This window comes from Flavobacterium gelatinilyticum, assembly GCF_027111295.1.
In the GTDB taxonomy this organism is placed as follows: domain Bacteria; phylum Bacteroidota; class Bacteroidia; order Flavobacteriales; family Flavobacteriaceae; genus Flavobacterium; species Flavobacterium gelatinilyticum.
The window spans coordinates 3,471,542-3,498,489 of sequence record NZ_CP114287.1; the positions used below are offsets into that span (position 1 = coordinate 3,471,542).

A 26,948-nucleotide genomic window follows, 5' to 3' on the forward strand; every position below is an offset into this window, starting at 1 on the left:
TATGAAGAAACTTTTACTATTCATCACTTTATTTTGCGGTTTTACATATGTACTCTATTCTCAGGAACAAAATGAGAATGGAGTTGTTTCGTTTTCATTGCCTATTAGAAATTCGTTAAAGTTTAATCGATATATAATAAACCCAACATTCAGTTTTGTTCGTGAATCAGATCCTTATGCCAGCTTTTACAACAAGAGACAATGGGTTCAGTTTGAGAATGCACCGCAGAGTTATTTAGCGGGTTATTCAGGCCGATTTAGAGAGAATGAAGCTTTTGCAATTGGATTATTTCAGCAAAACTATGGTTTAATGACCGTATTTGGCGGTGTTTTCAACTTTGCACACAATATTGTTTTACAGCAGGACAGCAACTTAACCTTTGGTTTAAATGTTGGAGCTTACAAAAGCGGATTAGATAAAGGAAAAATAATATCAGATGACGCAACCATTTTGGCAGGAGACTATCCTTCTAATATGCTGCTTACAGTTAATCCGGGAATTAACTACGGAACCGCTTTTCTGGATTTCGGATTATCGATTAACAACCTGGTATTATACAATTTTGGTTCTGGTGTTGTAAAAGAAGATCCGGAAAGAGCAATTCAACTGCATGCCATGTATACAGGTTACATTGATACTTACGGTTTCTTTGACAGAAGTAAATTCTCTGGAATTGTAAAAACAGAACTTAAAAAAGACAAAACAGTAATCTCTGGTCTTGGAATGCTTTCTCTTAAACAGGGGGTTTGGGCACAAGCGGGTTACAATACATTATACGGAGTTTCAGCAGGTTTAGGGGTTAATATTTCACCAAGCATTGCTATAGAATACAACTATGAAAGAGGAATGGGGAATTTTACCAATATGGGAGGTTCTCACGAGTTTGCGATAGCATATAAATTTAAAAATAGAAATTACTATTACGGAGATGATGACGAAGGTTCATTAATCGATCCGTCAAGACCAAAACCAGTTCCTGCTAAACCAAAAAATACGCAGGCAACTCAGGTTAACAGAACTGATGCTGTAGAAAAAGCCAGACTTGCAGCCGAAGCAAAAGCAAAAGCCGATGCAGAAGCAAAAGAAGCAAGACTTGCCGCAGCAGAAAAAGTAAAAGCAGACGCTCAGGCAGCTGCAAAAGCAAAACTAGAAGCAGATAATAAAGCGAAGGCAGATGCCGAAGCAAGAAAAATAAAATTAGCAGCCGAGGCTAAAGCAAAAGCAGATGCTGCTGCTGAAGCAAGAGCGAAAACTGCAGCAACAGCACAATTAGCTGCTGATAAAGTTAAGGCAGATGCTGAAGCAAGAAAACTAAAATTAGCAGCCGAAGCAAAAGCAAAAGCAGATGCTGCAGCCGCTGCCAGAGCACAAACAGCAACAGCAAACAGAGCAGTTGCGGCAACACAAAAAACAGCAGCACAATTAGCTGCTGATAAAGTAAGAGCAGATGCTGAAGAAAGAAGATTAAAATTAGCAGCAGATAACAAAGCGAGAGTAGATGCTGCAGCTGCAGCAAGAGCACAAGCAGCAGCAAACAAGCCGGGAGCAGCGAAAACACCTGCACAATTAGCGGCAGATAAATCTAAAGCTGATGCAGAGGCATTGAAATTGAAACTGGCTGCCGAAGCAAAAGCCAAGGCAGATGCAGAAGCTAAAGCAAATGCAGCAAAAACACCTGCTCAATTAGCAGCAGATAAATCTAAAGCTGATGCTGAAGCATTGAAATTAAAATTAGCTGCAGATGCAAAAGCGAAAGCAGATGCAGAAGCCGCTGCAAGGGCAAATACTGCTAATCCTGCAGCAGTACAAAAGACACCTGCACAGTTAGCAGCAGATAAATCTAAAGCTGATGCTGAAGCATTAAAATTAAAATTAGCTGCAGATGCAAAGGCAAAAGCTGATGCAGAAGCCGCTGCAAAAGCAAAAGCAGCAGGTACAGCTCCTGCAAATGCACCGGCCGTAACTCCGGTTGCAGCTCAGAAAACACCAGCACAATTAGCCGCTGAAAAAGCAAGAGCTAATGCCGAAGCAGCTGCACAGGCAAGACTGGCTGCAGCAGAAAAAGCTAAGGCAGACGCTGAAGCTGCAAGACAGGCAAGAGTAGCTGCTGCAGAGAAACTAAGAGCAGATGCTGAAGAAAGAAGATTAAAATTAATAGCAGATAATAAAGCAAAAGCTGATGCTGCCGAAGCTAAACGTAAAGCAGATGCAAAAGCGAAAGCAGAAGCTGCTGATATGGAATCAATTCTGGCTGCAGATGCAAAAGCAAAAGCTGATTCAGATGCGCTTCAGGCAAAATTAGCAGCAGAAGCGAAAGCAAAAGCAGCTTCAGAAGCGAAAACAAAAGCATCAATCGATGCTGCAAACAAAGCAAAAGCTGCTGCAGCATTAAAAGCTAAACAAGCAGAAGATGCCGCATTAAAAGAAAAATTAGCAGCAGAAGCCAAAGCAAAAGCGGATGCAGAAGCAAGACAAGCCATTATAGAGGCAGAAGCAAAAGCGAAAGCGGATGCAGAAGCATTAAAAATAAAACAGGCTGAAGAAGCCAAAGCAAAAGCTGCAGCAGAAGCTCAGGCTAAATTAGATGCCGAAGCAAAAGCAAAAGCCGATGCGGAGGCGCAGCAGGCAAAACTTGCTGCAGAAGCCAAAGCTAAAGCAGATGCAGAAGCACAGGCCAAATTAGCAGCAGAAGCTAAAGCGAAAGCAGATGCAGAAGCGCAGCAGGCGAAACTTGCAGCAGAAGCCAAAGCAAAAGCGGATGCAGAAGCATTAAGAATAAAACAAGCTGAAGAAGCAAAAGTTAGGCAGGCAGAAGAAGCCCGTCAGGCTAAATTAGAAGCAGAAGCTAAAGCGAAAGCCGATGCAGAGGAACAAAAAGCCAGACTTGCAGCAGAAGCAAAAGCAAAAGCCGATGCAGAGGCGCTTAAGAAACAGCAGGCAGCAGAAGCCAAAGCAAAACAAGCAGAAGAAGTTCGTCAGGCAAAACTAGAAGCAGAAGCGAAAACAAAAGCGGATGCCGAAGCGAAACAAGCCAGACTTGCAGCAGAAGCCAAAGCAAAAGCAGATGCCGAAGCACTGAGAAAACAACAGGCAGCAGAAGCGAAAGCGAAAGAAGAAGAAGCTCGTCAGGCAAGATTAGCCGCAGAAACAAAAGCGAAAGCTGATGCGGCAGAAGCCAAAGCAAAACAAGCGCAAGAAGCTCGTCAGGCGAAATTAGATGCCGAAGCCAAAGCAAAAGCGGATGCCGAAGCACAAAAAGCCCAGCTTGCTGCAGAAGCTAAGGCAAAAGCAGATGCAGAAGCACTTAGAAAACAACAAGCTGCTGAAGCGAAAGCTAAAGTTGAAGAAGAAGCCCGCCAGGCTAAGTTAGAAGCTGAAGCGAAAGCGAAGGCCGATGCCGAAGCAGAAAAAGCAAGACTTGCCGCGGATGCTAAAGCTAAAGCAGATATGGAAGCTCTACAGGCAAAATTAATTGCTGATGCAAGAGTTAAAGCTGATGCCGAAGCAACTGAAAAATTAAGAGCCGAACAAGAAGCTAAAAAATTAAAAGAAGCCGAAGAAGCACAACAAGCTAAGTTGGCTGCTGAAGCGAAAGCGAAAGCCGACGCAGAAGCTTTAAAGATAAAACAAGCAGAAGAAGCCCGTCAGGCGAAATTAGCGGCTGATGCAAAAGCGAAAGCCGATGCAGAAGCGCTTCAAGCAAAACAAGCCGAAGAAGCTCGTCAGGCGAAATTAGCAGCAGATGCTAAAGCAAAAGCGGACATGGAAGCAGCTCAGGCTAAATTATTAGCAGATGCCAAGGCCAAAGCCGATGCAGAAGCTACTGAGAAATTAAAAGCTGAACAAGAAGCAGCTAAGTTAAAAGAAGCAGAAGAAGCCCGCCAGGCTAAATTAGCGGCAGATAAAGCAAAAGCCGATGCCGAAGCGCAGCAAGCCAGATTAGCAGCCGAAGCAAAAGCGAAAGCAGATGCCGAAGCACTTAAGGTAAAACAAGCCGAAGAAGCTCGTCAGGCGAAATTGGCGGCTGATGCAAAAGCCAAAGCAGACGCAGAAGCACAGCAAGCCAGATTAGCAGCCGAAGCAAAAGCGAAAGCAGATGCCGAAGCACTTAAGGTAAAACAAGCCGAAGAAGCTCGTCAGGCGAAATTGGCAGCCGATGCTAAAGCCAAAGCAGACGCAGAAGCACAGCAAGCCAGATTAGCAGCTGAAGCAAAAGCGAAAGCAGATGCCGAAGCACTTAAGGTAAAACAAGCCGAAGAAGCTCGTCAGGCTAAATTGGCGGCTGATGCAAAAGCCAAAGCAGACGCAGAAGCACAGCAAGCCAGATTAGCAGCGGAAGCAAAAGCTAAGGCAGATGCAGAAGCACTTAAGGTAAAACAAGCTGAAGAAGCCCGTCAGGCTAAATTAGCGGCAGATAAAGCCAAAGCTGATGCAGAAGCAGAACAAGCCAGATTGGCAGCGGAAGCAAAAGCTAAGGCCGATGCAGAAGCTCTTCAGGCAAAACAAGCCGAAGAAGCCCGTCAGGCTAAATTAGTGGCAGATAAAGCTAAAGCCGATGCAGAAGCAGAGCAAGCAAGATTGGCGGCCGAAGCAAAAGCAAAAGCCGATGCAGAAGCGGCGGCGAGAGCAGCTGCTGCAGCAAAAGACGAAACGGCCAAAGCAATTGAAAGCTTAACAGAATCTATAGAAAGTTCAGGTAAGATACAAAGTGATTTATTGGCACAATTCAATGCAACTGTAGCAAATAAACAAAAAGATCTTGACGACTTAAAAGAGGAGAATGATTTAAGTGAGAAAGGGATTTACAGAGAACCAAAACCTTTCAAAAGCGTAGCGGCTGAGAACAGCCAGATAGAAGCTTTAAAAACACAATTAGCAGATGCAAGTAAAGCTCAGAAAGATGAGATCGCGAAACTGACTAATTTGTATAATGAAAGACTTAAAAAGGTTCCAAATAAAAACGATGCTTTAAACAAAGCTTATCTTGAAAAGATAAATCAGTTAAAAGCGGCTCAGTTAAAAATGGAGGTTGAAGGTGCAGCATTACTAGCAGATTTAGAGCGTATTAAAGCTGAAACTGAAATTGAGAAGAGACGTAGAATTAAACGTGCGGCTTATGAAAATGATCAGGGAAGATATGCACAGGATCTTGCAGCTCTTAAACGTATTAAGGAAACAACAAAAGTGAGCAGCACGCCATTAACAGCAAGTGATTTTGATTTTGGAGAAGATCAGTCAAATATGCAGATCATCAAGAATATCAAAAATTCTGAAAGTGGTTATTATATGATTCTTGCAGTTCATAATAGTGCAGAGAAAAGAGATCAGTTCCTGACAAAAGCAGTTGCGGCAGGACTTACAGATATCAATTTCTTTTATAATATTACAACAAGTAAATATTATATCTATTACGAGAAATTCGATGGTTTACAAGAAGCTACTAAGGCATTAGAAGCGAAGGGTACTAAACCATTTAACGGCAAAATGGCAATCGTAAAAGTTGAGAATTAATAAAAGTTCGTTTAAATAATAAAAAAGCAGGCCTTCTTAAATTTTAAGGAGTTATATAAAAAGAGTTTAAAGCGCTCAAATCTGATTTCCTATGCTGCCCCTTAGGGAATCAGATAAAAAGCCCAATAAAGTAAATACCATGAAAAAACCTACTATTTTTAAAATTGTATTATTACTACTGTTCTTTTTACAAGGTCATATAGTGTTGTCCCAAAACTATGCGCCTTTCAACAGAGAGTATAATAAACAGCTTAAAGGTGATATTCTTACCATTGGTAATAATATACTTAACAAAGGTACTAAGAGAAGTAACGGTACTTATAGTGAAAGCCCAAATACGCCATACAACGGAACTGGCTTCAATGGTGATTTTGCTATGTATTACATCAACGTAGATAACGGAGCAACTCCGGGTATCTTTAGTTCAAGTAGTGCTACCCTTACAGTACCAAATAACAATGCTCCGGCAGATCCTTGTTACAGGGTTGCATATGCGGCATTGTATTGGTCCGGTATTTTAAAATCGCCGCAAGACAGGTCAAGGATCAGGAATGTAAAAATTAAGGTGCCAAATACTACTAATAATACCTATCAGGATGTTACGGGTACCTTAATTCATGACATTACCAACGTCAATGATGGTGTTCGTGATGCTACGGGTAACAGAACACAAGCGTATGCCTGTTTTGCCGATATTACATCACTGTTAAGTCCTACTAACCCAAATGGAGAATATACAGTAGCCAATGTAATAGCTACAGAAGGTGTGAGAAATACAAATGGTTCAACCGGATTAGCTGCCGGGTGGTCTCTTTTTATTGTGTATGAAGATGCTTCATTACCAAGTAAATCAATTTCTTCTTTTAACGGATTTTCAGGGATTGGTAGTGGTCAGCGTCCTGTTACAACAACTTTCAGTGGTTTTACCACGCCATCAGTTGGTCCTGTTTCGGGAAGGGTTGCTTTTGCCGCTCTTGAAGGAGATTATGGTTACTCAGGAGATTATCTTCAGATCAATAATAAATCGATTGTAACAACACCTGCAAGTTTAAGACCTGTAAATAACTTTTTTAATAGTTCTATTAATACTACAACAGGTCCATTTACAAACAGGGTGCCTAATAGTACCAATACTCTGGGTTTTGATGCCGGAGTTCTTGACATTACGGCTCAATCCGGGATTATTCCAAATAGAGCAACATCCGCCAATATAACGATAGGTACAAACGTCGACGTTTACATCTATTATTTTATGGCGTTTTCGGTTGATATTATTGCACCTAATATTGTATTAACAAAAGGAGTTACACGTAACGGTGTCGATGCAGCTAATTTACCCGTTAGCTTAGGTGATGAATTGGTTTATGAACTTAAATTTAGAAATACAGGAAATGACAATGCAAAGTCATTTACGATAACAGATCAGCTTCCAGACAATACTAATTTTAGTTTTCCGGCAGATATTCTTCCACTTCCTACAGGAATGACAATGTCTAATGTATCATATAATGCAGCGACAAGAACAATAACATTTACAGTTCCTAATAGCATGGTAGTTAAGGAACAGGTAGATTTTAACAGCATTCGTTTTAAAGTTAGAGTGGTTAATGATTGTAGTAAATTAACAAATGCATGTTCTGATGTTATTAGAAACTCTGCTTTTACTAGTTATATTGGAGATCTTGGAGCAGATCCAAGCAATCCTGCTCAATATGGAGAAACGAGTTATTCTTCGATAGCGGGTTGTAATGTTGTACCGCAGTCGACTAACTTTTTAGTAGGTTTAGAAGATTGTAGAAACAGAAGACAGGAAATTTGTAATACAACTGATGTAATTTCTGCATCGGGTGGTTACGCTTCTTATTCGTGGTCCAGGAATCCATCTGGAACACCGGTTATAGGAACAGAACAAACACTTACAATTTCAGAACCTGGAACCTATTATGTTAATAATAAGGCGAATTCTCCATGTAATGATTTACAGGAAATTATTACAGTTGTTGACGGCGGCGGTGTTAGAACCAATCCTATAATTAAATATGCTGACAATAAAGATGCTAGTGGTAAAATTGAACCATGTCTAATAGATGGAAAACCATTACCCAAAATCTTTCTTTGTGGTGCTAATGACTCCAGGCTGTTTAACCTTGAGCTAACAGGATCTACAATCGTATGGGAGAAAACCAATTGTGTTCGACCTTCTCCAGCTGAATTATCTGAGCTTTGTGCCGATGAAAGAGCTGAGTGTGTATGGACATCTGCTGGCCCTAATGGTTCTCTGTTTACAGCAAGTGAAGCCGGATACTATAGAGTAACAATAACATCAGTAGGCTGTAAGAATGTTTACTATTTTAACGTATATAAAAGTGATGTTTCTATACAGGAAACACATAAAGATATATTATGTTATAAAGCCGGTTATATTAGAGTGGATGCCCTTACAGGTTACGAATATAATTTAACAAATGTAGCAACAGATGTTTCAAGAGGCTGGCAGGATAGTAACAATTTTCCAATGTGGTCGGCAGCAGATGCAGGTACTTATATTGTAAGTTACAGACTTAAAAATGTAAATCCAACTTGTACATACAAAACAGGTAGAATCGAAATTCGTGCTTTAAATCTTGGGTTAATAATCAATAATCCTGCAGAGCAACCATTCTGTTACGGAGAAAAAGGAAGAATTACAGTAAGTGCTACTGATGGTTTCTCTTCATACTATTTTAAACTGTATGAAAACGGAACTTTAGTTCAGACTGTAGGACCTTTTACTTCTCGTACGTATGAATTCGAAAATCTAACTCCTGGCAGAAATTATAGAGTAGAAGTTTATAATGGTTTAGATACAAGCGGAAACCCGGAATGTTTGGCAAGTGCTGAAAAAAGAATAGAAAATCCGCCAGCTGAATTAACTATTACTTCAGAGACTATAAATGCCTATACAGGCTGTAGTGACGGATTATACCGAATCAGAGCTTCCGGAGGATCAAATTACTATGCACAATACACTTATTTTGTTAATGGTGTAGAACATCCGCTTTCTGATAATAATAATTATGATTTAAATACTATCCTTCTTGCAGTTACTGCTCCGGGAACGTATGCAATTCAGGTTTATGACAGAAACAGATGTACAGCAACATATAATTTGGTTATACCAGATTTTCCAAAACCTACCTATACTATTGTACCAACAAGCAGTAAATGTTATGACGGTACTTCTGAGATTAGAATTAATTTAACAGGTCCGGCTACTGGATATACATTAGAGTATAGTATCAATAACGGTTCAACGTATCAGGCAAGTAATGTTTTCTCTAACTTATTCCCTGGAGTTTACAATGTGAAAGTACGTTATTCTATTACGTATTCTAATGGAAATCAAACGATAACTGTACCTTGTGAAGATCCTTCACAGGCAGTAACTATTACAGGACCAACAGACGCTTTAACAGCATCTGCAGGTGTTGCTTCGTTAGCTGGTTGTACTTTACCAGATGGATCGGGTGTTAATCAGGGAGGTAAATTACGTATCAACAATGCTCAGGGTGGTAGAGCGCCTTATCAATTTACTTTTGACGGAGGTGTAAACTGGCAGAATTCAAACGAAAAAGATGTACTTCCTAACAGATTCCCTAAAGGAACTTTAGGAATTAGAGATGCAGATGGCTGTATCTATATGATTCCTTATGAAATTATTTTAGATGAAAAACCGACAGATCCGCAGGTTCATGTTGAAGATCCAGTATTTAATTGTGACGGAACTGCAACTAGTACGGTAACAATTACAAATGCAACATCTAATAATTATACTTACGAATATTATATAGACGGAAGACCAAATACACCAATTACAAATAATGTATTTACGAATGTAACTTCAGGAAGTCACAATATTTCGGTTAAATATAAATTGAATACTGTTCCTACTTACAGTAACTTATTAAGAGAAGATTTTGGAAGAGGAGCAGACTCAAAAGTAGAGGGTATTCACCCTAATTACTGTTGGGAAAGACAAGATGATGTGGTAGATTGTGCAGTAGACAATCCATGGCATCCAATTCTTTTAAATGATGGAGAATATGTAGTAACACAAGGATTACTACCTGCTCACGAAGGTGATTTTAGATGGTGTCTTCCTAAAGATAATACTTCGGTAATTAATAATACACCGGAAATTAAGGACGGTAAATTCTTAGCGGTAAATGTTGGAGGTGTTGTGCCTCCGGGTGGTATTTTATACAGAAAAACCATTAACGATGTTATTCCAAATCAAGATATACAGGTTTCTCTATATATGCTTAATTTGTTAAAAATATCAAATGATTTGCCTTCTCCTAAATTAACGATTCAGCTTCAAAAGAATGGAGTGGCATTACCAAATGCTTCTAAAGACACAGAATCTATTCCAAGAGATGAGAAATGGCATAATACAACAGATTTAGGAAACGGTCAGGTTTTAACATTAAACCCTGGAAATAATACCTCTTTAGATTTTGTTATTTTATCTCATAGTCAGGTAATTAACGGTAACGATTTAGCAGTAGATGATATCTGGGTTCGTCAGATTCCGGAATCTTGTATTGCAGAAAAAGTTACTCCAATCGAAATTCCTAGAGATCAGGCATTTTCAGTTACAGATCCACAAATACAAAGCGTTTCTTGTAGTGGTGGTAATACGGGTTCTATTCGTTTTACTGCATCTCACTATACAGGAAGCTATAAATATAGAGTTAACGGAGGACCAGAGCGTACTTCTACTACAGCCGAAACTATTATTACAGGTTTAGCAGCAGGTAATTACAGTATTGTTATTACTGATGCTTCTGGAAATTGTCCAATAACAAAAACTGCTACAGTTGGTTCACCAACTCCGGTAACGGTAACGGCACGTGTTTCTACACCGCCTACTTGTACTACAGGAGCTACTATTACTGCTGAAGCAAATGGAGGCCAGTCTCCTTATCAGTTTGAATTGAGAGCAGCAAATGGAACTACTGTATTAGTAGCTTTCCAAAACTCTGCTGTGTTCCCTAATTTAGGAACAGGAACGTATACTGTTGTAGCTCGTGATGCAAGTAATTGTCCTTCTGGAGTGTCTACTGCAGTAATTATAAACAGACCTACAGAACCAACAATTTCATTATCTGCATCATCTGATTTATGTTTTGATAGTGTAAATGGAGCAACTATTGTTGTTACAGCTACAGGAACAGGAACTTTATCTTATAGTTTAAATGGAGCTCCGGGAGTTTCTTCAAATACATTCAGCGTTGGAGCAGGAACACATAGTGTAGAAGTTACAGACGGTAACGGATGTAAAGCAGTTGTGGCAGGAATCGTAATTGCTCCGGCAATTACCGCAAGACCAACTGTTTCAAAACAATTGGACTGTAATACTACAGGAGCGACTATTCACGTAGAAATTACAGATGGAAAGGCTCCTTTTACATATAGAGTGAGACAAGGAGCAACAGGATCTTTTGGTTCTCCTGTAAACGTAACAGGAACTGCGTTTGATTATGCAGCTTCAGGAGCAGGAAATTATACTTTCGAAATATCAGATGCTAATTCTCCAACGTCTTGTAAAGTTACAGTTGATGCAACAGTTGATGCAATTACAAACCCTACAGCTAATGCAACACCAGTGCATGTAGCTTGTAACGGAGCATCTACAGGTGAAGTAACATTAAGTGGTTCAGGTGGTTCAGGCGGTTATCAGTATAGTTTTAACAATAGTGCTTTCACTTCTACTGTAAGATATACAGGATTAAGAGCCGGAATTGCATACAGCTACAGAGTAATGGACAACAAAGGTTGTTTATCTGCCGTAGGAACAATTACATTAACAGAACCTGCTGTGGTTGCAGGAACTATTTCTGCTACAGAACTTAAATGCAGCACTACAGGTACAGCTCCTGCAGTAGTTACAATTACAGGATCTGGTGGAGTAGGTAATTATACATATAGTTTTAATGGTACGACAAACTTTACAAGTACTAATACTTTTTCTGTAACGACAGCACAAACAGTTACAGCTTATGTTAGAGACGGTAACGGATGTCAGGCAGGACCATTTAGTGTTTCGGTTGCTGCTTTAGATCAGATTACGGCAATTAACTTAACTGACAGCGGTTACGATTGTTCAACAACTCCGGCTGGAGGACGTGTAACAATTGCGGCAGTAAAAGCAGGAAGTTTAGCGAATATTACATACAGAATTATTTCAGGACCAGCTGGATTCAATACAGCTAGTAATACGACTGGAATTTTTACATCATTGGCTCCTGGAAGTTATACTTTCGAGGCAAGAGATACTAATACTACTTGTTCAAGAACAATTTCTCACACAGTAGTTGGAACTGCAGATATTGTTACAGGAGGTTCTGTTGTTACACCAATCAATTGTTTTGGTGGTACAGGAACTATCCGATTTACAGTAACCGGAGCAAAAGCAAACGGTTATGATTACGTAGTTAGAAATGCAGGAGGAACTTCTATCCAGCAGTCAAATAATATTCCGGCATCTACTACAACAATAAATGTTACAACAGCAGTTGCGGCAGGTGATTATACTATTACAGCTACAGACAGATTAACAAGATGTCAGTCTACTTATACTGTTACTTTATCACAGCCTGCAGCTTCTTTAAATATTACTTCATTAACAGCAACAAGAATCAATTGTAATAAAGATACAGCTGAAATTACAGTTGCAGTTACAGGAGGAACAACCAGCTATAGCTATGCTGTAGCAAGAACAGGCGATCCTGCTCCGGCAGCAGCATCTTATGGTACAGGTTCATTATTAACTGTTGATACTAATAGTGGTGCAGATTTAAACTGGACAGTTTATGTAAGAGATGCCAATGGTTGTACGGATACAGAAACTATTACAATTCAATCTGATTTATTACCAAGTGTTACAGCGGTATTAAATAATCAATGTGGTGGTTCAGGAAGCAACTTTACTATTACTGCAACCGGTACAGGCGGTGTAGGAACTTTATTGTACGGAATCGATGGCCCAACAGGATCATTCTCAACAAACAATGTTTTCAATGTTGCTGCTTCTGCAACTCCTTACACTGTGTGGGTAAAAGACGGAAACAATTGTACGGCTTCTGCAACGCCAATTACAGTTTACAGCCAGTTAACAGCAGTAGCTGCAGTAAAAGAATTAGATTGTTCTACTACAAGTGCTACAAGCTCTAACGCAAGAATTACAATTACAGCAAACGGTGGAAGAACTGCGTATACTTATGCAGTTTCATCTAACGGAGGAACAACGTACACTCCAATGGCTTCTAACGTTTACAGTACTGCAACAGCAGGCACCTACTTAATTAGAGTAACAGATGCTAATGGTTGTACTTTTGTAGTGACAAGTACAATTCTTCCTATAACAAACCCTTCTCTTGCGGTTTCAGCACAGACAAATGTTACTTGTAACGGATTAGCTAATGGTTCTGTAACCCTTGCTGGTTCAGGAGGATCATTATTAGCAGGTGAAAACTATCAGTATAGCAGCAACGGAACAACTTATGGTTCTAATGCTACATTTACAGGTTTAGCAGTTGGTGATCATACTTTCTATGTAAGAGACAGCAAGCAGTGTGTGGGTACAATTATTGTTACCATAACACAGCCAAGTGCATTAACAACTACTGCAAGTGCTCCGGCATTTACTTGCAGCACAACAAATACAAAACAATCAACGATTGTTACAATTGCGGTTCCAACAACAGGAACATCTCCTTATCAATACAGTTTTGGCAGTGCGGCTTATGCTGCTGTAAGAACACTTACAGTAAATGATAATGGAGCAGATCAGACAATTAATTACTCAGTTAGAGACGCTAACGGATGTATCTTTAATGGTCAGGTTACTTTAAACAGATTAAACCCTCCAACAATTGCTTCTATTACAGGAAGTGCAGTTACTTGTATTGCAACTTCAAGTTCAGTTCAGGTTACCAGTACTGCAGGTACAGGAGTTGGAACTTTAGTATACAGCATTACAGCACCGGCCTCGGCTGTTGCAAGTAATGGTACAGGTACATTTACTGGATTAACTCCAAATGTTACCTATACTTTTAGAATTACAGATGCCAGCGGCTGTTATGCTGAGCAGTCTTACAGAGTTAATCCGGTTACTCCAATTGCAATTGCAGCTGTTCCGGGTAATGATGTAACGTGTAGAGGTACTTCAACAGGAAACGCTACATTTACTGTTTCAGGTTTAGCAACTGTTGGAAACTACACTTATACAATAACACCAGCATCAGCAGGAGCTTCACTTTCAAAATTAGATAATACTTTAACATTGGCTAATGTTCCTGCAGGAACTTATAGTGTTTCAGTTACAGATACAGCAACAGGCTGTCCTGCTACGGCGTCAATTACAATTAATCAGCCGGCACTGGATGTTGATGTTACAGCTACAGCTACAAATATCAATTGTAATAATGATAACGCTGTTATTACTGTAGTAGGTGCAGGTGGAACTCCTTCTTATACTTATGCTGTAGTTAAATCAGGTGATCCTGCTCCGGCAGCAACAGCTTATACAGCTAATGATAAATTAACAGTAGATACAAACAATGGTGCAGACATGAGCTGGGTAGTTTATGTTAAAGATGCTAACGGATGTATTGATTCAGTAACAAGATCAATTTCAAGCGATCCAATTCCTACTGTGACAGCAGTTTTAACTGGTCAGTGTACAGCTTCAGGAAGTAACTTCACTATTACTGCAACAGGTGCAGGAGGCGTTGGAACTTTAGAATACGGAATTGGCGGTATAAACGGATCATTCACAACAAATAATGTATTCAATGTGGCAGCTTCTGCCACACCATATACTGTTTGGGTTAGAGACGCTAATGGATGTACAAACCAGGCGACTCCAATTACAGTTTACCCACAATTAACTGCCACTGCAAAAGTGACTAAAGAATTAGATTGTACGCTTACTCCGGCAGCTGGTATTACAGTTGAAATTGGCGGAGGAAGAGCTTCTTACACGTATCGTGTAGATTCTGGAAGTGGTTACGGAGCAAGTACGGCGGTTACAGGAACTTCATTTGTTTATGCGGCAGCAACGACAGCAGGAACTTATAATTTTGAAATTACAGATTCTAATACTCCCGGATGTACAGTTATTGCTTCAGTAACGGTAGCTCCAATTACCAATCCGGTACCGGCTGTTGCTTCTCAGGTTAACATTACATGTTTCGGTGCTGACAACGGTATCGTGAGACTTAGAGCAACTGGCGGATCAGGAAACTATTCATACAGTGACAGCTTAACAGGTACATTTGGTGCATCAGCAACATTTACAGGTTTAACACCGGGTACTCATACATTCTATGTTAAAGACGGTAAAGGATGTACTGGAAGTGTAAATGTTACTATTACTGAGCCTACACAATTGACAGCAACTGCAAGTGCTCCGGCATTTACTTGCAGCGCCACAAATACAAAACAGTCAACAACTGTTACAATTGCGGTTCCAGTAACAGGAACAGCTCCTTATCAGTATAGTTTCAATGGCAGTGCTTATGTGGCGGGTGTGAGAACATATACAGTAAACGATAATGGATCAGACCAGACATTAAATTTCTCAGTTAAAGATGCTAACGGATGTATCTTTAATGGTCAGATTACTTTAAACAGATTAAATCCTCCAACAATTGCTTCTATTTTAGGAAGTGCTGTTACTTGTAATGATATAACTAGTGAAGTTGAAGTTACAGCAACTATAGGTACAGGAGTTGGAACATTAGTATACAGCATTACAGCACCGGCTTCTGCAGTTGCAAGTAATGGTACTGGTATATTTGCAGGATTAGCTCCAAATGTTACCTATACATTTAGAATTACAGATGGCAGCGGATGTTATGCTGAGCAGTCTTACAGAGTTAACCCGGTAACGCCAATTTTGGCTACTCCGGCGGTGGTAAGTCATGTAAAATGTTTTGGTGACAGTACAGGAAACGGTAGATTTACAGTTTCTGGTGTAGCTGCTGCAGGAGCTTATACATATACTTTAACAGCGGGATCTTTAGGAACGAATGGTACTCTTACTCAATCAGGTAACATTGTAACATTGGCTAACGTAACAGCGGGTACTTACACAGTTGAATTTACAGATACAGCAACAGGATGTACAGATACTAAATCGGTAACAATTTCACAACCGGCACTTGCATTATCAGCAAGTTACGTTACAGTAAATGCTAACTGTAATGTAGGTACATCAAGAGTAACGGTAACGGCTTCTAACGGAACACCTTCATACAAATATTCTTTTGTACAAGACGGAGCACCAATTGGAGCAACTTTAACAAGCTCAAATGTTGCCAATTTAGATCCTTCAGTTAATACAAACTGGGATGTTTATGTGGTAGATGCAAACGGATGTCAAATTAAATTAGATGTAGTTATTGCTCGTGATAATGCTCCAACGGTTACAGCTACGGCTGTAAACCAATGTCTTGGAGTTGGAAGCTATACTATTACAGCAACAGGTGTTGGAAAAGCACCATTGACTTATAGTCTTAACGGTACAACATCATTCGATGCTTCTAATACTTTTGTAGTAACTGCAGCTGGTAATTATACTGTCTGGGTTAAAGACGGAAACGGATGTATTGCTTCGACTACAACACCTCTAACGGTTAATAGTCCATTGACAATATCATCTCGATTAGATAAAGATATTACATGTTCAGGTTCAACTGATGCTGCAATTACACTTACTGCAGCTGGCGGAACAGGAGCAGGAACATATACTTATTCTTATACAAGTAACCCGGCAAGCGCAACAGGTACTTTTGTTGGAAATGTTTTCACAACAAGTGCTGCGGCTGACTTTACTTTCACAGTTACAGATACAAGAGGCTGTACAGCTACAACTACGGTTCCTGTAACAATTACAGTACCGGTAAATCCAGATGTATCAGTTACACTTGGAGCAACGATTGGCTGTAATGGAGATTCTTCTGCTTCTTTAAATGTAGTAGTAGATCCTACATTAGGATTAGCTCCATTTGAAATTGAAGTTCTCAATACAACTTTAAATATTAATTACGGTACGCAGACTTCAGGGTTACGTGCAGGATCATATAGAGTAACAGTAACCGATGCAAAAGGTTGTACAGACATAGAAAATATTACGATTACAGAACCAAGTCCTTTAGTTGTAACTTCAACTAAAACAGATATGCGTTGTGACGCTAGTACAGGAGGTGTATCGAAAGGAGAGATTATCATTCAGGCTGTTTCTGGTGGTACAGGTCCATACGATTACTATGTAACAGGTATTAACGGATATAGTGCAGAAGCACACGGTATTCCAGGTACAACTGTAGTATTTGAGGTTGTTGACTTTGGTTTCTACCAAATTAGAGTAGTGGATACTAATGGTTGTTCAGAATTTATTAAAGACGTTCTGATTGCAGCACCGGTAAGCCAGCTTGGAATTACAATCAGTACTACTTCTGTTTGTGGTCCGACTGGTGGTTCAGCGACTATTACAATTGATAGTGCTTATGCAGGAACAGGACCGTTCCATTTCAATATCTACAAAGGAGCTACTCCACCGCAGACATGGACTGCAGATGGTATTGACGGATGGCAGGGAGAAACTTCTCCGGGTCAGACAGTTTACACAGGTTTAACTCCTGGAGTATCGTATACATTCATTGTATATTCTGAAAGTACAGGATGTTATTACTTCCAGGCATCTCCTGGTCCAATACCTACTAGTTCAATGTTAGAAGTAGTAAATGATGTAGCTAGCAATATTACTTGTAAAAATGCTGGAGACGGAAGTGTAACTTTTGCGATCAGAAACAACTATCCTGCTGCTTCAGTAGATTTACGTTATTCTGTTCGTGAATCATTCACAAACAATGAAATTATAGCACCTACTACAATAACAGGTTTAGCTGCAGGTACAACATCTGCAAGTGTAACTTTAAACCCGCTTGCTGTAGGTACTTATTATATAATAGTAGAAGAAATTGCAGGTCCTTTCGCAGGATGTTCAGTAGTTTCGGATACGTTTACAATCGAGGAATCAGCTTTACCGTTAAGTCTTACGGCTTCAGCGACGTCAAAACAAGATTGTCATAACCTGGCTGTTATTTCGGCTCAGGCAAAAGACGGAACACCGGCTTATACATATCAGGTAGTAGCTTCAGGTGCAGCACCTGTGGCTGGTGACTGGGTATCTGGTAATACATTCACAAGAGCAGGAAGTATAGCAGGAACCGTATACGATGTTTATGTAAAAGACGCTTACAATTGTATTCAATTTGTACCTGTAACAGTTTACAAATATGAAGATCCTTCAATTGTTACGCCGATGCCAATTTGTTTTACAGGCGCACCATTTACAATAAATATTACAGGAACTGTCGATCCTACTATCGTAGGGGATGCTACTTATAGTGTAAACGGCAGTGTGTACCAAACTTCTCCAAGTTTTACATTTAGTGAAGCAGGTACCTATAATTTATCTATAAAAGATGGTAAAAACTGTATTGCAACTACTGTTTATACAGTTGAACCTAAATTAGAGCTTGATGTTGATTTAACTAGAGAATTAAGCTGTATTGCAGGAAGTGAAGATGCACAGTTTACTCTGACACCTTCAGGAGGTCATGGTACTTACACGTATTCTTATACAGTAAACGGAGGGGCTTCAACACCAACAACTAATGTACTTACAACAAGTGCTACAGGTACTTATGTGTTTACAGTAACAGATGCTGAAAACTGTACGGCAGATTTCACTATCACATTAGATCCAATTCCGGCAATTGTATTTACAGCAACACCAACAAACGTGAACTGTAATTTAGGAACCGATGGAACAATTAATGTTGAAGTTACAGGCGGAGTTGGTCCATTTGAATTCCAATTAGAAAGAGGAGGAGTTATTGTTACAGCTTTCCAGCCATCAAATGAATTTACAGGATTAACGGCGGGTACTAACTATGTAGTTACTGTTAAAGATGCTAAAGATTGTATCCTTACAACACCAGTAACTATTACAGAACCTGCGGCTTTAACGGCTTCATCAAATATTACTGCACCTCTTTTATGTACACCAGGAAATGTACCATCAGAAGCAGTTGTAACCGTAACAGCCGGAGGAGGAACAATTCCTTATGAATATAGTTATGACGGAGGAGCTAATTATACTTCTGAGAATACTTATAAAACAACTGTAGGTGTAACGTTTGATATTCGCGTTAGAGACAATAATGGTTGTGAGATTGTAATAACAGATGGAGTTGATGTTCCGGCATTAAACCCACCGACAGATTTAACTATTGCAACAACAATACCAGATACATGTACAGCAGATGCTACAGTAGAAATTACGGCACATGTTGGAGGAGTTGGAGCATTAGAATACGAAATTTTATCTCCAATTGTGAGAGGTAAACAACCAGGCACAACGTTTGCAGGTTTAGTTCCGGGTACTTATGTATTCCAGGTTACAGATGCAAATGGATGTACTTATACAGAATCACATACTGTTGATCCAGTAACAAACATTACAGTTGCCGGAGATTTAGTTCAAAATGTTTCTTGTAACACAGGAACAAATGGTTCTATTAAATTTACAGTTGCAGATTACGCAGGAACATATTCATACGCTTTAACTCCAAATGCTGGAACAGACCTTCAGGCAGGAAGCGTTATTACGTACACTGGTTTAGCAGCTGGAAGTTATGAAATTGAAGTTACAGACAATCTAACAGGATGTACAAGCACAGCAACAGTTGTAGTTACGCAACCGGATCCATTAGTATTAGTGGCTGGTCCAATAGTAAATGCAAACTGTCAGACAGGTGCAAAAGTGAGTGTAACAGCTTCTGGCGGAACTGCTCCTTATGAGTATTCATTTGTACCGGCATCAGCAGGTGCTCCTGGAACTTATTCAGATTCAGCTGAAGCAGAATTAGACCCAACAGTTGCAACAAACTGGGTAGTATATGTTAGAGATGCTAACTTATGTGTAATTGGTACGCCTCTTCCATTAACAATTGAAAGAGATGACGATCCAACAATTACTGCTCCGGCATTAATTTGTTATACAGGTGCGCCTGTTACCGTTACTGTTACAGGAACAGCAGATACAGATATTGTTGCAGCACCAATGTACAGTATGAACGGTGGAGCATTCCAGGCATCAGCAAACTTTACAATTAGTGCTCCTGGTATCTATGAGTTTACAATTAGAGACGGAAACGGTTGTACAGATTCAGTTTCATACGAAGTGAAACCACAAGTAACTTTACAAGCAAACCTGGATCAGGATTTAACTTGTGCTGTTGACGGTTCTATTACTTTAGTACCAGGTGGAGGAACAGGAACTTATATAAGATACGAAGTATCTACAGACGGAGTTACATTCAACAATATTGCAGGGCCTTCTTACCAGCCGACTGTTGATGGTACGTATACTTTCAGAGTTACAGACTCACAAAATTGTCAGGCTGTATCAGGAAGTGTAACAGTTACGCCAAAAACAGTTCCAACAGCGACTTATACACAAGTTAATGTAAGCTGTAACTTAGGAAACACAGGAAGTTTTGTAATAACGCCTTCAAACGGAATTGCGCCTTATACTTATAGTGTAAATGGCAGTACTTTCGGAACAGATAATACATTTAATTCAAGAACGGCCGGAGTTTACAATGTTATCGTAAGAGATGCGAAACAATGTGACTCAGCGCCAATAACAATAACAATAACAGAACCGGCTCCATTGACAGCAACATCATCAATTACAGCAGATTTATTGTGTACTGCAGGAAATGCACCTACACAGGCAGTTGTAACGGTTGTTCCGTCTGGAGGAACTGCTCCTTATCAATACAGTTATAACGGAGGAGCAAATTATTCTAATGATGATACTTTCGAGACATACGTAGGAGTAACTTTCGATGTTTACGTAAAAGACAGCAAAGGATGTACTTTCGTATTAACAAACGGTGTTGATGTTCCGGCATTGAACCCGCCAACAGACTTAACAATTGTAACTACAGTACCAGATACGTGTACTGCTGATGCTACAGTAGAAGTTACAGCTTATGTTGGAGGAGTAGGCGCAGTAGAATATGAGATTTTATCTCCTATTGTAAGAGCTAAACAACCTAGCCCAATATTTGCAAACTTAGCGCCGGCGACTTATGTATTCCAGATTACAGACGCAAACGGATGTACATACACAGAATCACATACAGTAACTCCGGTAACTAATATTACAGTTTCAGGTGAATTAGTTGCTAATGTTTCTTGTAACGGTGGTACTAACGGATCTGTTAGATTTACAGTAGCAGACAGAACAGGCGGTTATACATACTCATTAAGCCCGAATGCTGGAACAATTACATCTCTTGGTGATGTTGTTACAGTAACTGGTTTAGCGGCAGGAACCTACACATTAACAGTTATAGATGCTGCTACAGGATGTACAGCAGATGCAGTTATCGATGTTGAAGAACCAGATGTATTAACTTTAGCGGTTGATTCTCAAACACCTGCTAATTGTTACTTCGGTTCTGTAGTGACAGTTAGTGCGACAGGAGGTCAGCCGGCATACAAATATGCTTTCGTTCCTGACGGACAAATACCAACAGCAGCAGATTATTCTACAAGTAATTTTGCAGTATTGAACCCTGCTGTTCCGGAATGGGATGTATATGTTCAGGATGCAAACTTAATTTGTCCGGCAAAAATTGACGTGACACTTACTAGTGATGATGCACCAACAATCGACGTAACGACAAATGTATACTGTTATACAGGTGGTCCGGTACCAATTACGATTACAGGTTATACAGATCCGGATATTACAAACCCAACAACGTACAGTATTGGTAACGGATATTATGCAAGTCCTAACTTCGTGTTGAACGCACCGGGTACATACGATTTCTATATTAAAGATGGTAACGGATGTATTGCGCACGCTCAATATACATTGAATCAGGAATTATTGCTTCAGGCGACTCTTGTACAAGATTTAAATTGTACAACTAATGATGCAACGATTACATTACTTGCTACACAGGGAACAGGAACATACCCATTATTTGAGGTATCTACTGATGGAGGTTTAAATTATAACCCGGTTACTTCTCCATATCACCCAACAGCAGCAGGAACATATACTTTCAGAGTTTCTGATAGTCAGTGTCAGGCTGTTTCAGTACCGGTTGTGATTACTCCAAACATTACTCCAACATTTACAACAGCTCAGGTTGATGTATATTGTGAAGGAGGTAATACAGGAAGAATTACAGTTACAGGTCAAAACGGAACGGCTCCATTTGAATTCAGTATAGATGGAGGATCTACTTTTGTAGCTTCTAATATCTTCGGCGGATTAACAGCAGGAACTTATTCAATTGCTGTTAGAGATGCTAAAGGATGTCCATCTTTACCGGTTGATGTTGTAATAACTGAACCAATTGCTTTAGCAGTTATAAATGCAGTAACACCATTTACTTGCAGCAGTACAAATGCTATTCAGGATGCCGTTATTACACTTACAGCAAGCAATGGTACATTACCATACAGCTATAGCTTCAATAACGGAGCAAGTTTTGGAACTTCACCTTCATTTAAAGTGAACACGGCAAGTACAATTAACTATATTGTAGTAGATGGAAACGGATGTAGAGTTTCAGGATCAGCAACAGTTGTTCCTTATACACCGCCAACAGATTTCGATATTACGGCTACACCAATTTATTGTAATACTGCAGGTGGTACAGCAACAGTTTCAGTAGATCCGGCAACTATTGTTGGAGGAGTTGCACCATTTACATATTCTATTATCAGCCCGGCTTCGGCAGTGGCTTCAAATACAACAGGAAGTTTCGCTAACTTATTACCGGATACTTATATTTTACAAGTAACAGATAATAACGGTTGTAGTACAGTAAATACAATTATTGTAGAAAAAGCGAGCGAAATTAATGTTGAAGGTCAATTGTTAAGCGACGTTTCATGTAACGGAGGATCAAATGGTACAGCAGCATTCACAGTGAGTAATTACATCACTCCAGCGAATTACACGTACACATTGACTCCAAATAACGGAACAAGCACACAAACAGGGGATATCATTACCTACACAGGATTAACAGCTGCAAGCTATACGTTTACAGTTACTGATAATACATCAGGATGTGTTGATCAGGTAGTGAATTTCCTAATCGATCAGCCGGTAGCTGCGCTAGATTTTACAATGACAGCGACAAATATCAGTTGTGATAATAACAATGCAACAATTACAGTTACTGCGACAGGTGGTACACCGGCTTACGGTTATGCTGCTGTTGCTGCAGGATCTCCTGCTCCAACAACGTTCGGAACTGATAATAAAATTGTTGTAGATACACAAAACAAAACTATTTTAACATGGGATGTTTATGTGAAAGATCTTAACGGATGTTCACCAGCATTCAAACAACAAATAATTGCCATTGACCCGCTTCCAAGTGCTGTTACAGCAAGTGTTGCAAGTCAGTGTACGAATGCAGCAGGAACGTATGAATTTACAGTTTCAGCTTCAGGAGTAGCGCCATTATCATACAGTATCGGAACAGGCTTCCAGACAGATCCTAGATTTGTGGTAACAGCTTCAGGTTCTTATGATATTACAGTAAGAGACGGTAATGGTTGTACAACAACAGTTACTGCTGCTGTAACAATAGAAGGAGCTTTAGATTTACAAGCGACAATTGCGGCATTGCCAAGTTGTGACTTTGTAGACGGTCGTATCATAGCAACAGCAACAGGCGGATCTGGAAACTACAGATTCTCATCTGGAGCTTACCTGCCGGTTGTTGCAGGAAATACAGCGACATTCAGTAATATGGCCGTAGGTTCTCATACTATTTTGGTGACAGACCTTACTTACGGTTGTACAGATACTGTAATAGTAGAATTATCAAGAGCAACTGATATTACTGGTTTAGCTCTGGAAAAAACAGACGTTACATGTAATGGTGATTCTGACGGACGTATCATCGTTAACTTAGAGCCAAATGCTCCGGGAGTAAACGATAATCCGGTGTACACGTACAGATTAACAGGTACTACTATTGCAGGAACACCAGTTAATGTTGGACCTCAGGAAAGTAATGTATTCGATAATCTTCTTCCGGGAGATTATACAGTAAGAGTTACTTCAGGAAGAGGTTGTAATGCTCAGATTGATACAAGAATTATACAGCCTGCACCGGTTGTAGTAGATGCACCTACTGTTTCAAGATTTGCTTGTTCTGCAGGATCAAACACTACAAACTTTGCAACGATTACAGTGCCGGCAGCTGCTGTAAGAGGAGGTTCAGGAACTTATATCATTTATGAGTTCAGTAAAAACGGAACTGTAGTTCAGGTTGGTGACTCAAATGTGTATACTGAAACGAATATCGCTGGAGGTACTTACACTGTTAAAGTAACAGACGATAAAGGATGTTCAGGTATTTCAACTGCACCAATTGTTATTCCATCGTTCATTACAATGGATGATATTGATACTGCAATTGTAACACCAATAACATGTCTTGTAAACGAAACTATTCAGGTTTCTGTTACAACAACAGGAGGAACACCAGCATTATTAAATTATACAATGACAGGTTATCCGGGAACAGTTTACAACCAATCGAATACAACAGGTCTGTTTACAGATTTATCAATTGGAAATTACTTGATTACCGTATTTAACCCGGCTACAGGATGTACGATTACAGAACCTTACGTTGTAAATAACCCTAACACATTCTCAATTGAGGTTAACCCGATTAAAGAATATGTATGTTACGGAGACAACGATGGAGCGGTAGAATTAACTTTTGTTGATAATGTACCAAACCCTGATAATGCGGGAGCATTTACATACACGATCACAGGTCCGGTTCCAAGTTCAGGAACTTCGCCAAATGCAGGTCCGCTTAGAATTTCTAATCTTCTTGCAGGTGATTATACAATTACAGCGACATTAACAGATGTAACTGGTCCATCTTGTACAATTACTAAAGAATTTAGAATCAGTCAGGCTGATGCTCAATTAGATTTGCAAACCTCAAAATCAGATATTACTTGTGCTGCAGGTAATCGTGATGGTGCAATTTACGCAACTGCTGTTGGAGGTTCAGGATTCTATGAGTACCAGTTATTAAATGGATTGATAGTTGTTTCAGACTACTCAGATAAAGCTACTTTCACTGATTTAGGACCTGGAACATATACAATCAATGTTAGAGATGCTAACGGTTGTATCGATACAGATACACAAACATTAGCGTTACCACAGGCAATTGCAATTGTGGCAACACCAAATGTTACAACATTAGCTTGTTTCAATGATAAAACTGCTGCTATTACAGTAGTAACAACAGGAGGTCAGGGAAGTAATTACTTATATACGTTAAGTAACCTTTCTAAAGATCCTGCAGCTACAAGTACTCCTCAGGCAGATCCGGTATTCAGCGGATTAGGAGCAGGAAGATACTTAGTAACAGTAACAGACGGATTTACATGTTCTGCAACATCTGCAGAAGTTGTAATCACTGAGCCAACAATTGTAGAAGGAACATTAGTAGAGTCAAGAACTCAGACATGTGGTACTCAGTCAGAACTTACATTAAGTGCTACAGGTGGAACAGGTTCTTATACATATAGTACAGACCCTGACGGATCATTGATCCTTGGATCATTCACATCTACATCTCCAGCGAGATTTAGTGTTCCTGTAGGAGTTTACCAATACTATGTGAGAGATACTAACGGATGCGTTGGATATGCTTCTAACGAAGTTGAAATCCCAGCTCTGGAACCATTAGAGATCGACTTAAAAGTTGAAAGTGCAGTAGTAAAATGTAAAGGTGATTTCACAGCAGTATTAATTGCTGAAGCTAAAGGTGGAGTAGGCAGATATACATATACATTACTTGACACGGCAGGAACTATAATTCGTCCGGCTCAAAATGACGGTATATTCGCTGACTTAGGATTTGGAACTTATGTGGTAAGTGTAACAAGCGGAACTGATTGTGGTCCGGTGACTCGTCAGTATGAAATTACTGAGCCAGATGAACCATTCTTAGCAACACCTATCCAGAAGAATGTTAGCTGTTTTGGTGGAAGCGATGGACGTTTTGAAATCACTGCTAGCGGTGGAACAGGAGCATACAAATATTCTATCTCTCCTGATACCGATCAGTTTGATACGAAAAATGTATTCGAGAATTTAGCTCCTGGTGATTATACTGCTATTGCAATGGATGAAAATGGCTGTAACGAAGTATTTGAGTTCACGATCACTCAGCCAACAATTTTAAAAGCGATAGAATTAGTTGACTCAATGATTCCGGAATACTGTGAAGGAGACAAAAACGGAGTAATCTTTATTGAAGTTGAAGAAAACTCAGGTACAGCTCCTTATACAGCAAGTATTGATAACGAAGACGGACCATTTGTAAGTCCTGATATCGATGAATTTACATTCAGTTTCCCTGGTCTTTCAGGAGGTCAGCATACTATTTACATTAAAGATGCTAACGATTGTATTATTTCATTTACAAGTAACTCAATGCCGGATCCAATTGTATTGAATCCTAAAGCAGAAGTAAGTTATGATTGCGAGAATGACCTTCCGGTTAATTCAATTACAGTTACTGTAGATGATTCAATCGATGAGACTAGAAAAGCAACTATAGTGTACACATTATTAGAAGATGGTGTATCAACAGGAATTACTCAAACAGGTAATCCGGTATTTAGAAACCTTCTTACTGGTAATTATAGTGTAAGTGCAAACTTAGAAGGATGTGAAAAAGTATCTAACGAAGTTCGTGTTGATGCGGTAGCTCCATTAACAGCAGTAGCTGTAACAACTGTAAAAGAGTTGAACATTATCGAAGTAAAAGCTTCTGGAGGTGTTCCTGCTTACGAATACAGTTTCAATGGTCAGCCATTCTCATCATCTGCAACATATAGAATTTATGAATCAGGTATTTATAAAGTAATTGTTAGAGATCAAAACGGTTGTACATTCCCGCTGGATGTTCAGGGAACATTCTACGACTTCTGTCTTCCAAATTACTTTACACCAAACGGTGACGGTGATCAGGATACAATAGGTCCGGACTGTGGAGCATTAGCTTACAAAGACTTAACTTTCGACATCTATGACAGATATGGAAGGGTAGTAGCTAAAAACCGCGTAGGTCAGAAATGGGATGGTAGATACCACGGAACAGAATTACCAACAGGAGATTACTGGTATGTTCTTAAACTAAATGACGAGAAAGATGCAAGAGAGTTTGTTGGACATTTCACATTATACAGATAACAAAATAGAGGCCCCAATGATGTTATCTAAAAAAATTAA

At 39.6% G+C, this 26,948-nt stretch carries 2 protein-coding genes; both read left to right on the top strand.

Annotated elements, in window-relative coordinates; genetic code table 11:
- Position 1 precedes the first annotated feature (1 nt).
- Entirely contained in the window at positions 2-5,512 is a 5,511-nt protein-coding gene (locus tag OZP11_RS14795; RefSeq protein ID WP_281231320.1) for a PorP/SprF family type IX secretion system membrane protein, read from the top strand.
- 139 nt (positions 5,513-5,651) lie between these two features.
- A complete protein-coding gene (locus tag OZP11_RS14800) occupies positions 5,652-26,909 on the top strand; it encodes a T9SS type B sorting domain-containing protein (protein ID WP_281231321.1) in 21,258 nt (7,085 codons plus the stop codon).
- The last annotated feature ends 39 nt before the right edge of the window (positions 26,910-26,948 follow it).

Excerpts from the sequence above, each read along its gene's own strand:
- OZP11_RS14795 (WP_281231320.1), top strand. The coding sequence starts at position 2 with ATGAAGAAACTTTTACTATTCATCACTTTATTTTGCGGTTTTACATAT.
- OZP11_RS14800 (WP_281231321.1), top strand. The coding sequence starts at position 5,652 with ATGAAAAAACCTACTATTTTTAAAATTGTATTATTACTACTGTTCTTT.